This is a genomic window from Mycobacterium sp. 1465703.0 (assembly GCF_001672975.1).
Lineage (GTDB): Bacteria > Actinomycetota > Actinomycetes > Mycobacteriales > Mycobacteriaceae > Mycobacterium.
In genome coordinates this window covers 34757-53351 of the sequence record NZ_LZKU01000256.1, presented here as the reverse complement: position 1 = coordinate 53351, position 18595 = coordinate 34757, and the positions used below count along the sequence as shown (strand labels likewise).

At 65.6% G+C, this 18595-nt stretch carries 15 protein-coding genes and 1 tRNA gene; 12 read left to right on the top strand and 4 right to left on the bottom strand.

Going from position 1 to position 18595, the window contains the following annotated elements; all coding sequences use genetic code 11:
- Window positions 1-6: 6 nt before the first annotated feature.
- Complete coding sequence (gene bkdB / locus A5625_RS24225; RefSeq protein WP_067000186.1) at window positions 7-1062, top strand: 3-methyl-2-oxobutanoate dehydrogenase subunit beta; 1056 nt, start codon at window positions 7-9, stop codon at window positions 1060-1062.
- A complete protein-coding gene (locus A5625_RS24220; protein ID WP_067000183.1) occupies window positions 1059-2228 on the top strand; it encodes a dihydrolipoamide acetyltransferase family protein in 1170 nt (389 codons plus the stop codon). Before bkdB ends, A5625_RS24220 begins: the two co-directional genes overlap by 4 nt.
- 36 nt (window positions 2229-2264) lie before the next feature.
- Here the strand turns inward: A5625_RS24220 and A5625_RS24215 are convergent, their stop codons facing one another.
- A complete protein-coding gene (locus A5625_RS24215; RefSeq protein ID WP_067000180.1) occupies window positions 2265-3035 on the bottom strand; it encodes an enoyl-CoA hydratase in 771 nt (256 codons plus the stop codon).
- Between the two features lie 28 nt (window positions 3036-3063).
- On the opposite strand from A5625_RS24215, the gene A5625_RS29340 reads away from it, so the two are divergent.
- Window positions 3064-3324: a hypothetical protein gene (locus A5625_RS29340; protein WP_156748513.1), complete on the top strand. Its 261-nt coding sequence runs from the start codon at window positions 3064-3066 to the stop codon at window positions 3322-3324.
- Between the two features lie 154 nt (window positions 3325-3478).
- Here the strand turns inward: A5625_RS29340 and A5625_RS24210 are convergent, their stop codons facing one another.
- On the bottom strand, window positions 3479-3889 hold the full coding sequence (locus A5625_RS24210; RefSeq protein WP_067000177.1) for a hypothetical protein: 411 nt from the start codon (window positions 3887-3889) through the stop codon (window positions 3479-3481).
- A 472-nt stretch (window positions 3890-4361) separates the two neighbouring features.
- Here A5625_RS24210 and A5625_RS24205 point away from each other — a divergent pair, with 472 nt between their 5' ends.
- Window positions 4362-5054, top strand: a complete 693-nt coding sequence (locus A5625_RS24205) for a type 1 glutamine amidotransferase domain-containing protein (protein ID WP_197516214.1) — start codon at window positions 4362-4364, stop codon at window positions 5052-5054.
- 3 nt (window positions 5055-5057) lie between these two features.
- Here A5625_RS24205 and A5625_RS24200 read toward each other — a convergent pair whose 3' ends face one another.
- Window positions 5058-5741: a cutinase family protein gene (locus A5625_RS24200; RefSeq protein WP_232003808.1), complete on the bottom strand. Its 684-nt coding sequence runs from the start codon at window positions 5739-5741 to the stop codon at window positions 5058-5060.
- Window positions 5742-6315: 574 nt separating this feature from the next.
- Between A5625_RS24200 and A5625_RS24195 the strand changes: the two genes are divergently transcribed.
- Window positions 6316-6627 carry a hypothetical protein gene (locus tag A5625_RS24195; RefSeq protein WP_067000171.1) on the top strand — a complete coding sequence of 104 codons (312 nt, stop codon included), beginning with the start codon at window positions 6316-6318 and terminating at the stop codon, window positions 6625-6627.
- Window positions 6628-6815: 188 nt separating this feature from the next.
- On the opposite strand, the gene A5625_RS24190 is transcribed toward A5625_RS24195, so the two are convergent.
- Window positions 6816-6889 (bottom strand) — tRNA-Arg (locus A5625_RS24190).
- 186 nt (window positions 6890-7075) lie between these two features.
- On the opposite strand from A5625_RS24190, the gene A5625_RS24185 reads away from it, so the two are divergent.
- The 7 genes from A5625_RS24185 (at window position 7076) to ettA (ending at window position 18520) form a co-directional block, all read left to right on the top strand.
- Complete coding sequence (locus A5625_RS24185; RefSeq protein ID WP_067000168.1) at window positions 7076-8317, top strand: alpha/beta hydrolase; 1242 nt, start codon at window positions 7076-7078, stop codon at window positions 8315-8317.
- Between the two features lie 138 nt (window positions 8318-8455).
- A complete protein-coding gene (locus A5625_RS24180; RefSeq protein ID WP_156748511.1) occupies window positions 8456-9925 on the top strand; it encodes a wax ester/triacylglycerol synthase family O-acyltransferase in 1470 nt (489 codons plus the stop codon).
- Complete coding sequence (locus tag A5625_RS24175; protein ID WP_067000163.1) at window positions 9922-11664, top strand: HAD-IB family hydrolase/lysophospholipid acyltransferase family protein; 1743 nt, start codon at window positions 9922-9924, stop codon at window positions 11662-11664. The genes A5625_RS24180 and A5625_RS24175 overlap by 4 nt, the downstream gene beginning before the upstream one ends.
- Window positions 11661-14015 carry a glycerol-3-phosphate 1-O-acyltransferase gene (locus A5625_RS24170; protein ID WP_067000161.1) on the top strand — a complete coding sequence of 785 codons (2355 nt, stop codon included), beginning with the start codon at window positions 11661-11663 and terminating at the stop codon, window positions 14013-14015. Before A5625_RS24175 ends, A5625_RS24170 begins: the two co-directional genes overlap by 4 nt.
- A 28-nt stretch (window positions 14016-14043) precedes the next feature.
- Window positions 14044-16110, top strand: a complete 2067-nt coding sequence (locus tag A5625_RS24165; protein WP_067000158.1) for a cytochrome c oxidase assembly protein — start codon at window positions 14044-14046, stop codon at window positions 16108-16110.
- Window positions 16111-16245: 135 nt separating this feature from the next.
- Entirely contained in the window at window positions 16246-16752 is a 507-nt protein-coding gene (locus A5625_RS24160) for a single-stranded DNA-binding protein (protein ID WP_067000155.1), read from the top strand.
- A 91-nt stretch (window positions 16753-16843) separates the two neighbouring features.
- The gene (gene ettA, locus A5625_RS24155; RefSeq protein ID WP_067000151.1) at window positions 16844-18520 is read left to right on the top strand and encodes an energy-dependent translational throttle protein EttA; all 1677 of its coding nucleotides are present in this window, start codon (window positions 16844-16846) and stop codon (window positions 18518-18520) included.
- Window positions 18521-18595: the final 75 nt, after the last annotated feature.

Sequence of the window (18595 nt, the reverse complement as noted above, 5' to 3'; positions counted from 1 at the left end):
GCGTCCATGACTCAGCTTGCTGACCGTCCAGCCGGCCACGACGAAACACTCACCGCGGCAGTAGAAGACGTCGCGCTGGGCACCCAGTCGTGGACCATGGTGCAAGCACTCAACCGCGCGCTGCACGATGCGATGGCCGCCGACGAACGGGTGCTGGTGTTCGGCGAGGACGTGTCGGTCGAGGGAGGAGTGTTCCGGGTCACCGAAGGACTGGCCGAGGCGTTCGGCGAGAACCGCTGTTTTGACACTCCACTCGCGGAGTCCGCCATTGTCGGGATCGCGGTGGGCCTGGCACTGCGCGGCTTCGTGCCGGTACCCGAGATCCAATTCGACGGGTTCTCCTACCCGGCGTTCGATCAGGTGGTCAGCCATCTGGCGAAGTACCGCACCCGAACCCGCGGCGAAGTCAACATGCCGGTGACGGTCCGCATCCCGTCGTTCGGCGGAATCGGTGCCGCCGAACATCATTCGGATTCCACCGAGGCATACTGGGCACACACCGCCGGCTTGAAGGTGGTGGTGCCGTCCACCCCGGCCGACGCGTACTGGCTGTTGCGCCATGCGATCAGCTGCCCGGACCCGGTGATGTATTTGGAGCCCAAGCGCCGATACCAGGGCCGCGGGATGGTCGACGTCACTCGGCCGGAACCACCGATCGGGCAGGCGACGGTGCGCCGGCCGGGCACCGACGTGACCGTCGTGACCTACGGCAGCTTGGTCAGCACCGCGCTCGGTGCCGCCGAAGAGGCTCAGCGGCAACGCGATTGGAGCCTGGAGGTCATCGATCTGCGGTCACTGGTGCCGCTGGACTTCGACACCGTCGCATCGTCGATCCACCGGACCGGACGCTGTGTGGTGATGCATGAGGGCCCGCGGAGCCTGGGGTACGGAGCGGGCCTGGCCGCCCGAATACAAGAGGAGTTGTTCTACGAGCTGGAGGCGCCGGTGTTGCGCGCGTGCGGGTTTGACACCCCGTACCCGCCGGCCCGGCTGGAGAAGTGGTGGCTGCCCGGTCCCGACAGGCTACTGGATTGCGTCGAGCGGGTCTTGGACCAGCCATGAGTGACGAGCGGATCAAGTCATTTCGGGTTCCCGATCTCGGCGAGGGACTGGAAGAAGTCACGGTGACTCAGTGGAACGTCGCGGTGGGCGACGACGTCGAGCTCAACCAGGTGGTGTGCACGGTGGAGACCGCGAAGGCGGAGGTGGAGATTCCCAGCCCATATGCTGGGCGGATCGCCGAATTGAACGGCGCCGAAGGTGATGTGCTCGACGTCGGGGCGGTGCTGTTGAAGATCGACACCGCGCCGGGCGACGGTGATCGCCCGGAAGCGGCCGAACCGGCGCCGCCCACACTCGTCGGCTATGGCGCGGACTCCGGCATCGACACCAGCCGGCGCACCACCCGTCCGCTGGCCGCCCCGCCGGTGCGCAAGCTGGCCAAGGAGCTGAGGGTCGACCTCGGCTCGGTGCAGCACACCGGCGCCATCATCACCCGCGAGGATGTGCTGGCGGCGACTCGCGGGAACGGAAACGGCGCCGACGTCCGCTCGGTCCAGGGTGTGCAGGCCCGGATGGCGGAGAAAATGGCGTTGTCGCACAAGGAGATTCCGGCGGCGAAGGTCGGGGTCGAGGTCGACTGCGCCGAGCTGTTGCGGCTGGCCGACCGGTTGCGTGCGGCGGAGGAGAACATCACGCCCTTCGTGCTGACGTTGCGGTTGCTGGTCATCGCGTTACGTCACAACGAAATGTTGAACGCGACGTGGCTCGACTCGCCACAGGGGCCACAGGTGCGCGTCGATCATCGTGTGCACCTGGGCATCGCCGCCGCCACCGAACGAGGGTTGCTCGTCCCGGTCATCGCCGACGCCCACAGCAAGACGACCCGTGAATTGGCCGGCCGGGCGGCCGAATTGATCGCCGCTGCGCGCGCGGGCAAGCTGGGGCCCGGGGAGCTACGGGGTTCCACGTTCACCGTGACGAATTTCGGGGCGCTGGGTGTGGACGACGGTGTGCCGGTGATCAACCATCCCGAGGCAGCCATTCTCGGTATGGGAGCGATCAAGCCGCGGCCCGTCGCCCGTGGTGCCGAGATCGTGGTGCGCCCGACGATGTCGCTGACCTGTGTGTTCGATCACCGCATCGTCGACGGTGCGCAAGCATCGCAATTCATCTGCGAGCTCAGGTATCTCATGGAGTCACCCGAAACCGCGCTGCTCGACTTGTGAGCTACGGGTCAGGACTGCGGCGGCGCCAGGGCTAACTTACCTGCGTTGTGCTGCGGCCAATCGCTGTGCGAATTCTGGTGATTGGATGGAGTGGGACTGCGGCCCGAGCTCGGCGCGCATGGCTTTCTGGTGCTGCTCGTTGTCCAGTGCCCCCGGGCTGACGGTGGCGCGCATGGTTGCCTTGGTGGCCAGGACCACTTCCCGTGGAGCCGACGCCGGGCCCGCGGCCAGCTCCAGCGCCGCGGCGACAGGATCGTCGGCGATGCTCAGCGCCAAGCCGTGCCGCACGGCGGCCTCGGCGTCGAAGCGCATACCGAACAGCAGGGCGGCCCGGGCGACCTGCGGCCCGACCGCCCGCTGGAACATCCACGTCGCACCCCCGCCGGGGTGCAGCCCCAACTTCTGGAATCGCGCGTCGAACACGGCGGCGGGTCCGGCGATGCGCACGTCGGCCGCCAGGGCCAGATTCAGACCCGCGCCCACCGCCGCGCCGTTGACTGCGGCAATGGTGGGCAGCCGGCAACTGCCGACCGCCATGAAGCCGTCGTACAGCTGCTGCAGGCCCGCCTCGGCCGCTCCGCCGCCCGCGGCGCCCAGGGCACTGAGATCGGCGCCGGCGCAGAACGCCTTGCCGGCTCCCGTGACCACGAGCGCATGCACATTGGGATCGGCTTCAACAAGGTCGACAGCCTCGCGCAGCCGTCTCGACGACTCGGCGGTTATCGCGTTGCGCCGATCGGGATCGTTGATGGTGATGATCGCGACGCGGTTGGTGACGTCGAGCAAGATGTGTTCGGACTGGGCCATCGGGCACCTCCGGCTTCGGGTATTGGCTGTGAATCCACCTGACTTCACCGGCGGCAGCGTCACGGGCGAGGTAAGACTACTTCGCGGCTTCCAGACCGGGGCGGCCGGTGCGAGCGCGATGAGCGCGAGCCGTATTACACAGTGGGCATTCACACTGGCGACGCATCTTATTGGCTCGTTTCGATTACTGAACGTTATTAACGGGGCCGCCTCAAGTGCCTTGGAGGCTGTTGCGCAAACTCCAGAAGCTTTGCGCAGTCGTGCGACCGAAATCAAAATCTACAAGTAATGTTGGATTTATCGAGACCGTGACTGTCGCATTCGGCCTCATTGCCCAAAACCCCAAGTCGAGCTGGCGCAACGCCTGCTCAAGTCGCAGCCGCATAGGACGGTGTTCTTATCAAGTGCGGCTTCGATTGAGCCATCGAAATGTGCGCGATTTGTTACAGCTCGGGTTTCGCTAACTTCTTCGCTAGCTCATCGAGTTCGGCCTGGCGCTCACGCACCGCGCATCCTCGCCGCCCGATGCGCGCACCCTGCAGATCGGCCCTGGGCAGCGCGTCGCTACGCAGCTTAGTGTTGGCGTAATGGATTGCGGCGTCGAGCATTTCGATGTATCGCTCCGCGTCGTGCTCTGCGCAGGAGCCCTCGATGCGCTGGACTTCGTCCCAGCACGGATAGGAAGAGTACCGGGCGTCGAGCTGTTGCTGCGATACCTGCGATCCGAAGTAACAACGCCAGTCGCGGCTTAACCAGCCCCTTGTTTTGACTACAACCTTGATTCGATTGCCAACGCCAGCTATGAACTTCGGCTCCCCGACGCGCACCACCGGCTGCCAGTCATTCGACGCCATATATCGCCAACCCCTCGAAGAGAAGACGCTCCAAGTAATGATCTCCCCGCGAGCGCCATCTGCTCGTTTTGACACGCTGTTCCCAGAATGGTGCGTCAACAGACTTTTGACAATACTTTGACTTTGCCGGTTAGCTTTGCCCGTCAGCCGCGCGGTATGGAAATTGGCAAAAAATGGTCCAAATGGTATTGACTTGCGCGCTGATTCCCCGGCGGCCACAACAGTCACTCGGTCACCGTCCGGTCACCATAGAGTGACGCCCGAATCTGCTAGCGGATGCGCTACCGGATTCGTGACGCATGTAACGGTCGCCCTTCGCCGTGGCCGTGGTCTGAACTCTCACAGCACGTTTCGGTCATGGCGAACGTCGCCACCATCCCCGGTACGGAACAGGCCGCGCATGGCGGTTGACCTGGCCATTGGATGGGGTGAGGCTTAAACGCACCAAACCCTGCCGAGCGGGAGAGAAGTGATGGCGAAGGTGCTGTTTGCGGTGACGGGCGCAAGCTATTGGACCCTCAAGGACGGCACCAGACATCCGACGGGCTACTGGGCTGAGGAGTTCGCGGCGCCGTATCGCGAGCTCACCGGCGCCGGTCACGAGGTCGTGGTGGCCACACCGAAAGGCGTTGTGCCGCATGTCGATGTGATGAGCCTGCGTCCGTCGATGGCCGGAAGTGAAAAGATCGCCCGAGAGCTGGAAGACATCCTTCGATCCGCCGAGGAGTTGCGCCGGCCGATCGAACTGGCCGATGCCCGCCTCGAGGACTATGACGCCGTCTACTATCCGGGCGGGCACGGCCCGATGGAGGACCTGTGGCAGGACGCCGACTCCGGCCGGCTGCTGATCGCAGCTCTCGCATCCGGCAAGCCGCTGGCGATCGTCTGTCACGCACCGGTGGCCATGATGGCAACCCGTCGAAACGGCGTTTCGCCCTTTGCGGGTTACCGGGTCACGGCCTTCACCAACGACGAAGAGGATGCCGTGGGGCTGCGCGAAAAAGCCCGCTGGACCGCTGAGGACGAGCTGGTGAAGATGGGCGTCGAGTTCTCCCGCGGCGAGATGTGGAAGCCCTATACGGTCAAGGACCGCAACCTTTTCACGGGCCAGAATCCCGCGTCGGCGGGGCCGCTGGCACGCGAGTTCATGAAAGAACTCAGCTAGCAATTAGAGACGGCCGGCCACGAATGTGGCGGCCTGACTGGGCATCCCGGACTGCTGGTAGGACAGGTGCGGCGCCGAGAACATCTCATCGTGGGTAGGCAGCGCGAGCGGGCCGCCCGGGGTGCACACCGGATCGCCAGCAGCGCACAAGTCAATCGCCTTCGCCCCGTACCACGGGCTGACCACGCTTACCGGCGCCCCAAGATATCTGGCCGACGGATTCCCGAACAGGGCCAGGGCCGCGACGTGGTCCGCTTCGTCCGCGGTCAATATTTGAGGCATCAAGCCGGCGACCGGCGCTTGGGCGATGGTGATCAGATCTATCACCATCGCGCCCTGGGAATATCCACCAAGTACCAGTTTGGTGCTGGGGCAGTTCGCCACCATGGACTGAACGTGAGCGTGCGCGTCGCCGGCGCCGGCGGACGCTGATGGGGCGAAATCTTCGTCGGCCGGGTAATTGACCGCGTAGACCCCGAGGGACCGTCCCCCTAGTTGGGAGCGCAACGAATTGGTGAATGCCTGTCCGACCCCGCCGATGCCGGGTGGCTCGCCGGTGGCGCGGGCAAATGTCACCTCGACGTCGGGGCAGGGCGCCGCGGTCGCGAAAAGAGCCGGGCTCAGCAGCGTCGCACAGGGCGCTAGCACCGCAGCGCCCAGCAAGCGACCGAATCGGCGTGCGTTCACTCTCCAAATGCTGGCATATCGTGGCGCAAACCGCATCGCCAGTCGATGGTCTCGACCTCGCAGCGGCGCTAACGCCGCAAGGCCATGTCAATCACGCCTTTTGTCGGTTCCTTAATAATGGACCGTCACGCTATGTTCTTTGCAATTAGCGCAATACTCGTCGTTCTGATTTTGCGTTTCGTGTATTGAGTTGCATTTGGGACATTCTTGAATGTATTTGTGATTCGGATTCAAGCAAGGGACCATTAATCCTTGCTTGTGTCTGACTCTGTTTGCTGAACTTCGGTGTGTGGGGGACAACATCCTGTTGAATTTTCCTGCTCAGTGATCGCGGACCAGTAGTTGCGCTATCAGGTACCCATGTTTGCGGTCGCTAATCACTTTTCGCAGAAACCGCTGGTTGGAGCCGTCCTGGGGTTTGCAGGTTCAATGGCAACCGGAGTGGCTCGCGCGGGAGCAGTAGGCAATCGCTTACTGGCGTCGGCAGGAATGACGTATTCGCTACTCTAGACCGCTCACTCTGCCGGGCCGGAGACTAATAGGGTCCTGTTCCCTTCGAGCGGAAGGTCCCCTCATGGCCATCCTCGCTACCACGATCGTTCATCCGAATCCTGGGACTTCCTGGGATGACATTCAAAAGCAGCTAAAGCGAGCGAGCGGGCTTGCCCGCAAGCATGGCGCGGAGAATGTCACCGTGCTGGTCAACATGGTCGGAGGTCCCGGCACTAATTCCATCGGCTTTTTGACGACCGCCCAGGACTGGGCCACATATGGCCGGATCCAGGAGGCCCTTACTTCCGATCCCGATTTCCAGGGCCTCATGGTCGATGCAGGCCAAATCGCCACCTGGGAGAACTACGTCAGCCAGACGATCGAAGTCGAGTAAGGCGCCAAGCTATCAGGTGATCGACAGCCATGCGCCAACGCTCCGGTGCTGCGTATTGCGGTTGTCCAGACCCCGCCTAGGTAGTCACGTCTGGTGACCACCTAGGCGCGGGGGCGTTGCTGAAACAGCGACAGCTGCTGTAATGGCCACGCCAGTGCAGGGCCTCGGCCAGCACTGGTTATTTCCGGTGCCCCCGGCACGACTCGAACGTGCGACCTAGGGATTAGAAGGCCCTTGCTCTATCCACCTGAGCTACGGAGGCAATGTGCAGGTCAGTCTATCCAACCCCACCCCGCGATCCGATTCACCGTCGCCACGCGCGCGAAAGGCCTTCCCGCGCCGCAAATATCGGTTATCGTGGTGACCCTCGACACACGTTCAACATCGGCCGGTCATCGGCCGTTAACCGCAGCGAGGCGTGTGCATAACGTCGAGAGGTGACGTTGCAATGAGCGTGGCCGGTGATCGGACTTCACCCTGCGGGTGGGCGGGAGCGCAGGCGGCACGTCTGGCGGCCGAAGCCCGTAATGTCTATCGGCTCGGCAACCTCGCGCTGCGCGGCGGGCCGTTCGCCCTGGGCTGCTTCGCCGGTTGGCTTTTCACGGAGTTTCCCCCGCACGTGGTGACCGGGCACGCACTGTCGCGCGTCTCGCGTACGTCGGTCGTGGGCAAGACCTGGGCCGCCCAACGGGCGGACCAAACCCTCACCGCCGCGCTCGAGGAGTCCTTCGGACCCGACTTCCGCGGGCAGGTATGTCACCCCGCTGCGGTTGGGGCCCTGTGCGCCCCACGCGGTGGGCTGTTAGGGAGGCCCGGGCCGCATCGCCGATACGCGGCGCAGACATCCGACATCTCCTACGGCCCGAGTTCGCGCGACCACTTGCTCGACATCTGGCGGCGTGACGATCTGGCGCCCGGTTGCCGGGCGCCGGTGCTGATCCAGGTGCCGGGCGGGGCGTGGGCGCTGAATGGCAGGCGGCCGCAGGCCTACACGCTGATGAGCCGAATGGTCCAACTCGGTTGGATCTGCGTCTCGATCGACTACAGCAAGAGCCCGCGCGCGACGTTCCCGGCACACCTCATCGACGTCAAAAGGGCGATCGCGTGGGTCCGCGAGAACATCGCCGACTATGGCGGCGACTCCGATTTCATCGCTATCACCGGCGGGTCGGCGGGCGGGCATCTCGCCTCACTGGCGGCGCTCACGCCGAACGACCCAACCTTCCAACCCGGTTTCGAACATGCCGACACCAGCGTGCAGGCGGTCGCGCCCTACTACGGTGTCTATGACTTCACCGACTCCGAGAACATGCACCCGTTGATGCTGCCGTTCCTCGAGCAGTTCGTGATCAAGGCCCGCTACGCCGATGAGCCGGAGCGCTTCGCTGCGGCATCGCCGATTTCGTACGTACGCAGCGACGCGCCGCCCTTCTTCGTACTGCACGGTGAGAAGGACGAATTGGTGCCCAGCGGCCAGGCGCGCACTTTCTGCGCGGCGCTGCGCGGGGCCGGCGCGGCCTCGGTGGCGCACGCCGAACTCGGCAACGCCCACCACGCTTTCGACATCACCCCCACGGTTCGATCGCAGCTGGCCGCCGACGCTGTCGCAGATTTCCTCGGTGTCGTCTACGGGCGCCGCGTCAGCTCATTGCTGGATTCGCTGCCGCTGTCGGCCACTTCGGCCAGCTGAGCCCGCGTTCGAGTACTCGCCGCTCCTTTCACCAGCGCGGTAACCCGACTAGCGTTGGGTAGACCATTGGGGTTGGGTGGGGTCCAAGGCAGGAGGCTTGATCGACGGTGACAAGGCTGGTGCGTCGAGCTGATGACCATGACTGAGTCCGTCGAGGCGCTGAAGTTGTCCGACGAGCTGGGGCCGGTCGATTACCTACTGCACAGGGGCGAGGCAAACCCGCGCACCCGGTCCGGGATCATGGCGCTGGAGCTCCTGGACACCACGCCGGACTGGGAGCAGTTCCGAACCCGATTCGAAAATGCCTCCCGACGAGTGCTGCGGCTGCGGCAAAAGGTCGTCGTGCCAACCCTGCCGACGGCGGCGCCGCGCTGGGTGGTCGATCCCGATTTCAACCTCGATTTCCATGTGCGGCGGGTGCGGGTGTCCGAACCCGGCACGCTGCGTGAAGTATTCGATCTCGCCGACCTCATCCTGCAGTCGCCGATGGACATCTCACGGCCGCTGTGGACGGCCACGCTGGTCGAGGGCTTGCCCGACGGAAAGGCCGCGACGCTACTGCATATAAGTCATGCCGTCACCGACGGTGTCGGCGGGGTTCAGATGTTCGCCGAGATCTATGACCTGGAGCGCAATCCGCCGGCCAAGCCCACGCTGCCGCTGCCCGTCCCGCAGGACCTGACGTCCAATGACCTGATGCGCCAGGGCATTAACCACCTGCCCGTCGCCGTCGTCGGCGGTGTGATGGGTGCGCTGTCGGGCGCGGTATCGGCGGCCGGGCGGGCGGTGCTGGAACCGACGGCCACCGTTTCGGGGATCGTCAGGTACGCCATGTCGGGCGCCCGGGTGCTCAACCGGGCCGCTGAGCCGTCGCCGCTGCTGCGCCGGCGCAGCCTGGCCACCCGCAGCGAGGCGATCGATATCCCGCTCGCCGACTTGCACAAAGCCGCAAAAGCGGGTGGCGGCTCGATCAACGATGCCTACCTTGCCGGGCTGTGTGGCGCGTTGCGCCGCTACCACGAGGCGTTCGGCGTGCCGGTCAGCACGCTGCCGATGGCGGTGCCGGTCAACTTGCGGGCCGAAGCGGATACCGCCGGTGGCAACCGGTTCACCGGCGTCAACCTGGCGGCGCCGATCGGCACCGTCGACCCCGTCTCGCGGATGAAAAAGATTCGCGCTCAGATGACGCAGCGCCGTGACGAGCCCGCGATGAACATCATCGGTTCGATGGCGCCGGTGCTCAGCGTCTTGCCGACCGCGGTGCTGGAAGGGATCACCGGCTCGGTGATCGGCTCCGACGTACAGGCCAGCAACGTCCCGGTGTTCCCCGGAGACACCTACATCGCGGGCGCAAAAGTTTTGCGGCAGTACGGTATCGGTCCGCTGCCGGGCGTGGCGATGATGGTGGTGCTGATTTCGCGGGGTGGCTGGTGCACGATCACCGTGCGCTACGACAGGGCGGCGGTGCGAAACGAGGCGCTGTTCGCCCAGTGCCTGTTGGAGGGTTTCGACGAGATCCTGGCGCTGGCCGGCGACACACCAGCGCAAGCGGTACCCGCCTCGTTCACCCAACCGGCCGTGTCGTCTCGATCGGCGTCGGGCTCGTGAGCGCACCGAAAGAACAAGGCGACGAGCGGGATACCGCAAAGTCCGGGCAGGACATGCGGTTGCCCGGCTCGGTGGCCGAGATCATGGCCAGCCCGCCCGGGCCCAAGATCGGTGCGTTCTTCGACCTGGACGGCACGCTGGTCGCCGGGTTCACCGCACTCATCCTGACCCAGGAACGACTGCTGCGTCGTGACATGGGCGTGGGCGAGCTGCTGGGCATGGTGCAGGCCGGCCTGAGCCACACCCTCGGGCGCATCGAGTTCGAGGACCTCATCGGTAAGGCCGCGGCGGCACTGACCGGGCGACTGCTCGACGACTTGGAAGAGATCGGCGAGCGGATGTTCATCCAGCGTATCGAGTCCCGGATCTATCCGGAGATGCGCGAATTGGTGCGCGCTCACATGGCCCGCGGCCACACCGTGGTGCTCAGCTCGTCAGCGCTGACCATCCAGGTCAACCCGGTCGCGCGTTTCCTCGGCATTCCCAACATGCTCACCAATAAGTTCGAGACCACCGAGGACGGCCTGCTCACCGGCGGCGTCCAGAAGCCGATCCTGTGGGGGCCGGGCAAAGCCGCTGCGGTACAACGCTTTGCCGCCGAGCATGACATCGATCTCAAAGACAGCTACTTCTACGCCGACGGCGACGAGGACGTCGCGCTGATGTACCTGGTCGGCAACCCGCGGCCGACGAATCCGGAAGGCAAGATGGCCGCGGTGGCCAAGCGACGCGGTTGGCCGATCCTGAGATTCAGCAGCCGCGGACCGGTGGGCCTTCGGCGGCAGCTGCGCACACTCGCCGGCTTCGGCTCGATGTTCCCGGTAGCGGCCGGCGCGGTAGGCATCGGTGTGCTGACCCGCAACCGGCGCCGTGGCGTCAATTTCTTCACCTCCAACTTCTCCCAGTTGTCGCTGGCGATCGCGGGCGTGCATCTCAACGTGATCGGCGAGGAGAATCTGACCGCGCAACGTCCGGCGGTCTTTATCTTCAACCACCGCAACCAGATTGACCCGATCATCACCGGCGCGCTGGTGCGCGACAACTGGGTCGGGGTGGGCAAGAAGGAGCTGCAGAAAGACCCCGTCATGGGCACGATCGGAAAGCTGGTGGACAGCGTGTTCATCGACCGCGATGATCAGGCGGCCGCGGTGGAGATGTTGCACGAGGTCGAAGATCGCGCACGCAAGGGGCTTTCCATCGTGATCGCCCCAGAGGGCACCCGGGTCGACACCACTGAAGTCGGCCCATTCAAGAAGGGGCCGTTCAGGATTGCGATGGCGGCGGGTATCCCGATCGTCCCGATCGTGATCCGCAACGCCGAGCTCGTTGCCGCCCGGAACTCGACCGTCATCAACCCGGGCACCGTCGACGTCGCGGTCTTTCCGCCGATTTCGGTGCAGGACTGGACGCTTGACACCCTGCCGGAGCGCATCGCCGAGGTACGCCAGCTGTATCTGGACACGCTCGCCAACTGGCCGGTCGGTGAATTGCCGGAGGTCGACCTGTACGCCGAGCGGAAGGCGGCGGCCAGAGCGCAAAGCCGGGTCGGCAAAGCACCCGCAAAGAAGGCGCCGGCAAAGAAGGCCGCGCCGAAGAAGGCCACGTCAAAGCCCAAGGCCCGCAAGGCAACTCCGCATAAATCCGAGACCGCTCTCAACGACGGTGAGGCTCAACGGCCCACCGCCGAGGCGGCCGTCAACGCCGAACCACCAGAATCACCGCCCCGAGGGCATCCGTGACCGAACCGGCCGCAGATACCAGCGCGGTCCTGGCTGGAACGGACTCGCTGGTTTTGGCGTCGATGACCTCGCCGGTCGAGATGGAACTGGTGACGGCGTGGATGGATCATCAGCGCGCCGCCAACCCGGGGTCGAGTTTCGGCCTGGTGCAACTGCCCCGGCTCGATGCGCCGCCGGAAGCGTTGACAGCCTTGGCCGAGCAACTCGAATCCGGCGAAGACCGCTCGGTCGTGCCGGTGCGGGTGTTCTGGCTGCCGCCGCCGGATCGCGGCCGAATCGCCAAGCTGGCCGGTCTGCTTCCCGGCCGGGATCCCTACCGTCCCAATCAGCGTCTGCAAGAACAGATCGTGCGCACCGCTCCCCAGCGGGCCCGCGTGGTGGCCGGTGAAGCGGCCACCGTCTCCGCACTGCGGCGGCAGTGGCGCGAGACCACGGTCGGACAGGACAAGAACGACTTCGCCCAATTCGTGATCCGCCGTGCCATCCTGGCGATGGAACGCGTCGAGTATCGAATTCTCGGACCGCAATACAAGTCACCGCGGCTGGTGAAACCGGAGATCCTGGCCTCCAACCGGTTTCGCGCCGGTCTGGCCAAGATTCCGGGCGCAACCGTCGACGAAGCCGGAAAGATGCTCGACGAACTCGCCACCGGGTGGAGCAGGGCATCCGTCGACCTCGTCGGCGTTCTCGGCAGGATGCTCAGCCGCGGGTTCGATCCCGAGATCGACTACGACGGCTACCAGGTTGCGGCAATGCGCGCCGGCCTGGAAGCTCACCCGGCGGTGCTGTTGTTCTCCCACCGCTCCTACATCGACGGCGCCGTGGTGCCGGTCGCCATGCAAGAGAACCGGTTACCGCCGGTGCACGTGTTCGCCGGCATCAACTTGTCGTTCGGCGCGATGGGCCCGCTGCTACGGCGTTCCGGTGTCATCTTCATCCGCCGCAACATCGGCAACGATCAACTCTACAAGTACGTGCTGCGCGAGTACGTCGGTTACATCGTCGAGAAGCGGTTCAATCTGAGCTGGTCCATCGAGGGAACCCGCTCGCGAACCGGAAAGATGCTGCCACCCAAGCTCGGCCTGCTGGCCTACGTCGCCGACGCCTACCTGGACGGTCGCAGCGAAGATATTCTGCTGCAACCGGTCTCGATCAGCTTCGACCAGCTGCACGAGACCGCCGAATACGCCGCCTACGCTCGCGGCGGGGAGAAGACGCCCGAAGGCGTGGGCTGGTTGTACAACTTCATCCGGGCGCAGGGCGAGCGCAACTACGGCAAGATCTACGTCCGCTTCCCCGAAGCCGTGTCGATGCGCCAGTACCTGGGCGCGGCGCACGGCCCGCTGTCCCACGATCCGGACGCCAAACGTCTTGCACTGCAGAAGATGTCGTTCGAGGTTGCCTGGCGAATCCTGCAGGCGACGCCGGTGACGGCGACGGGTCTGGTGTGTGCATTGCTGCTGACCACGCGCGGTGCGGCATTGACCCTGGGCCAGCTGCATCACACCCTGCAGGACTCGCTGGACTACCTGGAGCGCAAACAAAACCCCATGTCCACCAGCGCTTTACGACTACGCACGCACGACGGCGTGCGTGCGGCCGTCGACGCGCTGTCAAACGGCCACCCCATCACCCGGGTCGACGGCGGCCGGGAACCGGTGTGGCGGATCGCGCCCGAAGAGCAACACGCCGCCGCCTTCTACCGCAACTCGGTGATCCATGCCTTCCTGGAAACTTCGATCGTCGAGCTCGCGCTGGCGCACGCCCGCCACGCCGACGGTGACCGGATGGAGGCCTTCTGGACCCAGGCGATGCGGCTGCGCGATCTGCTGAAATTCGACTTCTATTTTGCCGACTCGGCGACGTTCCGGGACAACATCGCCGAAGAGATGGCCTGGCACGACAATTGGGAGGCCCACGTTGCCGCCGGAGGCGACGAGATCCAGGCACTGTTGTTCGCCAAGCGTCCCCTGATGGCCGAAGCGATGTTGCGGGTGTTCTTCGAGGCGTATGAGATCGTCGCCGACGTGTTACGCGATGCACCCGCGGACATCGGCCACAAGGAGCTGACGAACCTGGCGTTGGGTGTCGGCCGGCAGTATGTGGCGCAGACCCGGGTGCGCAGCAGTGAGTCGGTGTCGACGCTGTTGTTCGCGACCGCGCGCCAGGTCATCGACGACCAAAACCTGATCGCACCCGCCCCGGACCTGACCGACCGGCGCGACGCCTTCCTGCAAGAGCTGCGCGACGTCCTGCAAGACTTCAACTACGTCGGACAGATCGCGCGCGAGCAGTTCCTGGCCCGCGAGGCCAGGGCGCGTCAGGACCGTCTGGACGGCCACCCGCTGTAGTCGGCCCGAACGCCCATACCCTGGATGCATGACCGTCGCTCCACCGGCTGACACGGCCCCGACTGAGGCCGCTCCACAGCGCCGCGCGCAGGTGTGGCCGGTGCTGGCCGCGGTGGCCGTGCTGGCCGGCTGCACGGCCGCCGGAATCGGGACGCTCTCGCTGGCGAGCGCGCTGACCGTGACCGGCCTGCCCGATCCGGGTCCGGTGACCACGCTGGGGCTGCCGTTCGTGCGCGCGGCGGGCGAGATCGCCGCGGTGCTTGCGGTCGGGTCGTTTCTATTCGCGGCCTTCCTGGTACCGCCGCAACGCAGCGGCATCCTCGACGCCGACGGCTACCGGGCGCTGCGCCTGGGCACGGTGGCGTCGGGGGCGTGGGCGGTATGTGCGGCTCTGCTGGTGCCGCTGACCATCTCCGACGTGTCCGGTCACTCGGTCGTCGACATCAGCCCGATGCGGATGTGGTCGCTGGCGGGTCTGATCACCAACGCGTCGGCCTGGCGGTGGACGGCGATTTTGGCCGCGGTGATCACGCTGGCGAGTCTGTCGGTGCTGCGCTGGTCGTGGACGCCGGTGCTGCTGGCCGGTTCGGTGCTGACGCTGATTCCGCTCGGGCTGACCGGGCATTCGTCGGCCGGCGGCTCGCATGACCTGGCCACCAACGGCTTGTTGATCCATCTGGTCGCGGCCAGCCTGTGGGCCGGTGGACTGCTGGCCCTGCTCACCCACGCCCTGCGACGCGGTGGCCACCTCGGGTTGGCCGCCCGGCGTTTCTCGACGCTTGCGCTGTGGTGCTGGGTCGCGATGGCGGGGAGCGGACTGGTCAACGCATTGGTGCGTGTCCAGCCGGCTGACCTGCTCAGCACCGGCTATGGACGGTTGGTAACCGCCAAATTCGTCGCGCTGTGCCTGCTGGGCGGACTCGGTTGGCGCCAACGGCGGGTGAGTGTGGCTGCGTTGCAAGCGAATCCAGGTCCGGCGCGGGCGCGTGGTGCGCTGCTGAGGCTGACACTGATCGAGGCCGCCATCTTCGGTGTCACCTTCGGCATCGCCGTCGGGCTGGGCCGCACCCCACCGCCGCCGCCCCCGGCCCGGTTGCCGTCGATCCCGGAAGCCGAGATCGGTTACGACTTCGACGGGCCACCTACCGTGGCGCGGATCCTGTTCGATTGGCGCTTCGACCTGATCTTCGGCTCCGCCGCCATCGTGCTGGCCGCGCTCTACGTGGCCGCACTGGTACGGCTGCGCCGCCGCGGCGACCAATGGCCGCCGGGCCGCACTTTTTCCTGGCTGCTCGGCTGCCTGGTGTTGCTGTTCGCGACGTCGTCGGGTGTCGGGCGTTACATGCCGGCGATGTTCAGCATGCACATGGTCGTCCACATGTGCCTGTCGATGCTGATCCCGATCCTGCTGGTGCTCGGCGCCCCGGTCACTCTGGCGTTGCGGGCGCTGCCGGCGGCCGGCCGTGACGATCCACCGGGCATGCGGGAATGGTTGTTGGCCGCGCTGCACAGCCGCTTCTCCCGGTTTCTCACCAACCCGGTGGTGGCGACCGTCCTGTTCGTCGCCGGGTTTTACGGGCTGTATCTGTCGAATCTCTTCGACATCACCGCGAGCAGCCACGCCGGGCATCTGGCGATGAACGTGCACTTCCTACTGAGCGGCTACCTGTTCTATTGGGTGGTGATCGGGGTGGACCCCACGCCGCGGCCGATCCCGCCTTTGGCCAAGGTCGCCGTCGTGTTCGCGTCGCTGCCTCTGCACGCCTTCTTCGGGGTGGTGTTGATGGGCACCAAGAAGGTGCTTGCCGCCGACTATTACCGCTCGCTCGATCTGAGCTGGCACACCGATCTGCTGGGGGATCAGCGGCTGGGTGGGGGTATCGCCTGGGCGGCGGGGGAGTTCCCGCTGGTGATCGTGATGCTCGCGCTCCTTATCCAGTGGGCGCGCAGCGATCGCCGGACCGCCAAGCGGTTGGATCGGGCCGCCGAACGCGACGATGACGCCGAGCTGGTGGCCTACAACGCGATGCTGGCGCAGCTGGCTCGGGGCGAGACGCCGAAGCGGTCCGACCAGGCCCCGGTTAATCCCGACTGATCCACAGTTCCGGTTTCTTCCACAACGACGGCCGGTCCGGCCGGTTTTCACCGCTGTTCGGTACGCCGCGCGTCGGTGGCTCCGCGCTTACTTGCAGCCGTAGCCAGAGAAACCAATCGAGAAGGGATCAGCCCCATGTTCGAAACCCCGCTGACCGTCGTCGGTCACATCGTCAACGACCCGTCCCGCCGCAAGGTTGGCGATCAGGAGGTCATCAAGTTCCGGGTGGCCAGCAATTCGCGCCGCCGCACCGGCGACGGCGCCTGGGAGCATGGGCACTCGCTGTTCGTCACGGTCAATTGCTGGGGAAAGCTGGTGACCGGCGTCGGCGCCGCGCTGGGCAAGGGCGCGCCGGTGATCGTGGTGGGTCACGTGTACACCAGCGAATACGAGGACCGCGACGGCAACCGCCGCTCGACCCTGGAGATGCGGGCGACCGCGGTCGGGCCGGACCTGTCGCGTGTCATCGTGCGCATTGAGAAGCCCGGTTACACCGGCCCCCATGCCGGCCAGGACGGCGCGGGCCAGGGAACTCCCGCCGACACCGTCGACGTTAGTAGCGAGGACCCGCTGGCCGATGACGATCCGGCCGGCATAGGCGACGCCACCGCCGACCGAGACCCGCTTCCCGTTCCGGCCTGAGCCTCGGCTCGGGCGCGGCGCTGCGGCTCCCGGGCGATGCCTAGGATGGTCCGCGAGATCACTCTGCAAATCAGAAAGGCATAACCGCGGCATGGCTGAGTTCATCTACACGATGAAAAAGGTCCGCAAGGCGCACGGCGACAAGGTGATCCTGGACGACGTCACGTTGAGCTTCTATCCAGGCGCCAAGATCGGTGTCGTTGGGCCCAACGGCGCCGGCAAGTCGAGCGTCTTGCGGATCATGGCGGGCCTGGACAAGCCGAACAACGGTGATGCCTTCCTGGCCAACGACGCGACTGTCGGCATCCTGCTGCAGGAGCCGCCGCTGAACGAGGAAAAGACCGTTCGCGGCAACGTCGAAGAAGGCCTGGGCGAGATCAAGGTCAAACTCGACCGCTTCAACGAGGTCGCCGAGTTGATGGCCACCGACTACTCCGACGAGTTGATGGAGGAGATGGGCCGGCTGCAGGAGGAGCTCGACCACGCCGACGCGTGGGACCTCGATTCGCAGCTGGAGCAGGCGATGGACGCGCTGCGCTGCCCGCCGCCCGACGAGCCGGTGACCAATCTGTCCGGTGGTGAACGCCGCCGCGTCGCGCTGTGCAAGCTGCTGCTGTCCAAGCCCGACCTGTTGCTGCTCGACGAGCCGACCAACCACCTGGACGCCGAGAGCGTGCAGTGGCTCGAGCAGCACCTGGCTTCCTACGCCGGCGCGATCCTGGCCGTCACCCACGACCGGTACTTCCTGGACAACGTCGCCGAATGGATCCTGGAACTGGACCGCGGCCGCGCTTACCCCTACGAGGGCAACTACTCGACCTACCTGGAGAAGAAGGCCGACCGGCTGGCGGTGCAGGGGCGCAAGGACGCCAAGCTGCAGAAGCGGTTGACCGAGGAGTTGGCCTGGGTGCGGTCCGGGGCCAAGGCGCGTCAGGCCAAGAGCAAGGCGCGGCTGCAGCGCTACGAGGAGATGGCCGCCGAGGCCGAGAAGACGCGCAAGCTCGACTTCGAGGAGATCCAGATCCCGGTCGGTCCGCGACTGGGCAACGTGGTGGTCGAGGTGGAACACCTCGACAAGGGCTACGACGGCCGCACGCTCATCAAGGATCTGTCCTTCACCCTGCCGCGCAACGGCATCGTCGGCGTCATCGGCCCGAACGGGGTCGGTAAGACCACCCTGTTCAAAACCATCGTCGGTCTCGAGCAGCCGGACAGCGGCACCGTCAAGGTCGGCGAGACCGTCAAGTTGAGCTACGTCGACCAGGCCCGTAGCGGAATCGATCCCAAGAAGAACGTGTGGGAAGTGGTCTCCGACGGGCTGGATCACATCGTCGTCGGCCAGACCGAGGTGCCGTCTCGGGCCTACGTGTCGGCGTTCGGGTTCAAGGGCCCAGACCAGCAGAAGCCGGCCGGCGTGCTCTCCGGTGGTGAGCGCAACCGGCTCAACCTCGCGCTCACCCTCAAGCAGGGCGGAAACCTCATCCTGCTCGACGAGCCGACCAACGACCTGGACGTCGAAACCCTGAGTTCGCTGGAGAACGCGCTCGAGCAATTCCCCGGCTGTGCGGTGGTGATTTCGCACGACCGCTGGTTCCTGGACCGCACCTGCACGCACATCCTGGCCTGGGAGGGTGACGACGACAACGAGGCCAAGTGGTTCTGGTTCGAGGGCAACTTCGGCGCATACGAGGAGAACAAGATCGAGCGGCTCGGTGCCGACGCGGCACGGCCGCACAGGGTTACCCATCGCAAGCTAACGCGCGACTAGTGTCGGCTCTGCCCCGCGCCGGCACCCAGCGGGGCGATCGAGCGCACCGACAACCGTCGCCAGTTGGGAGCAATC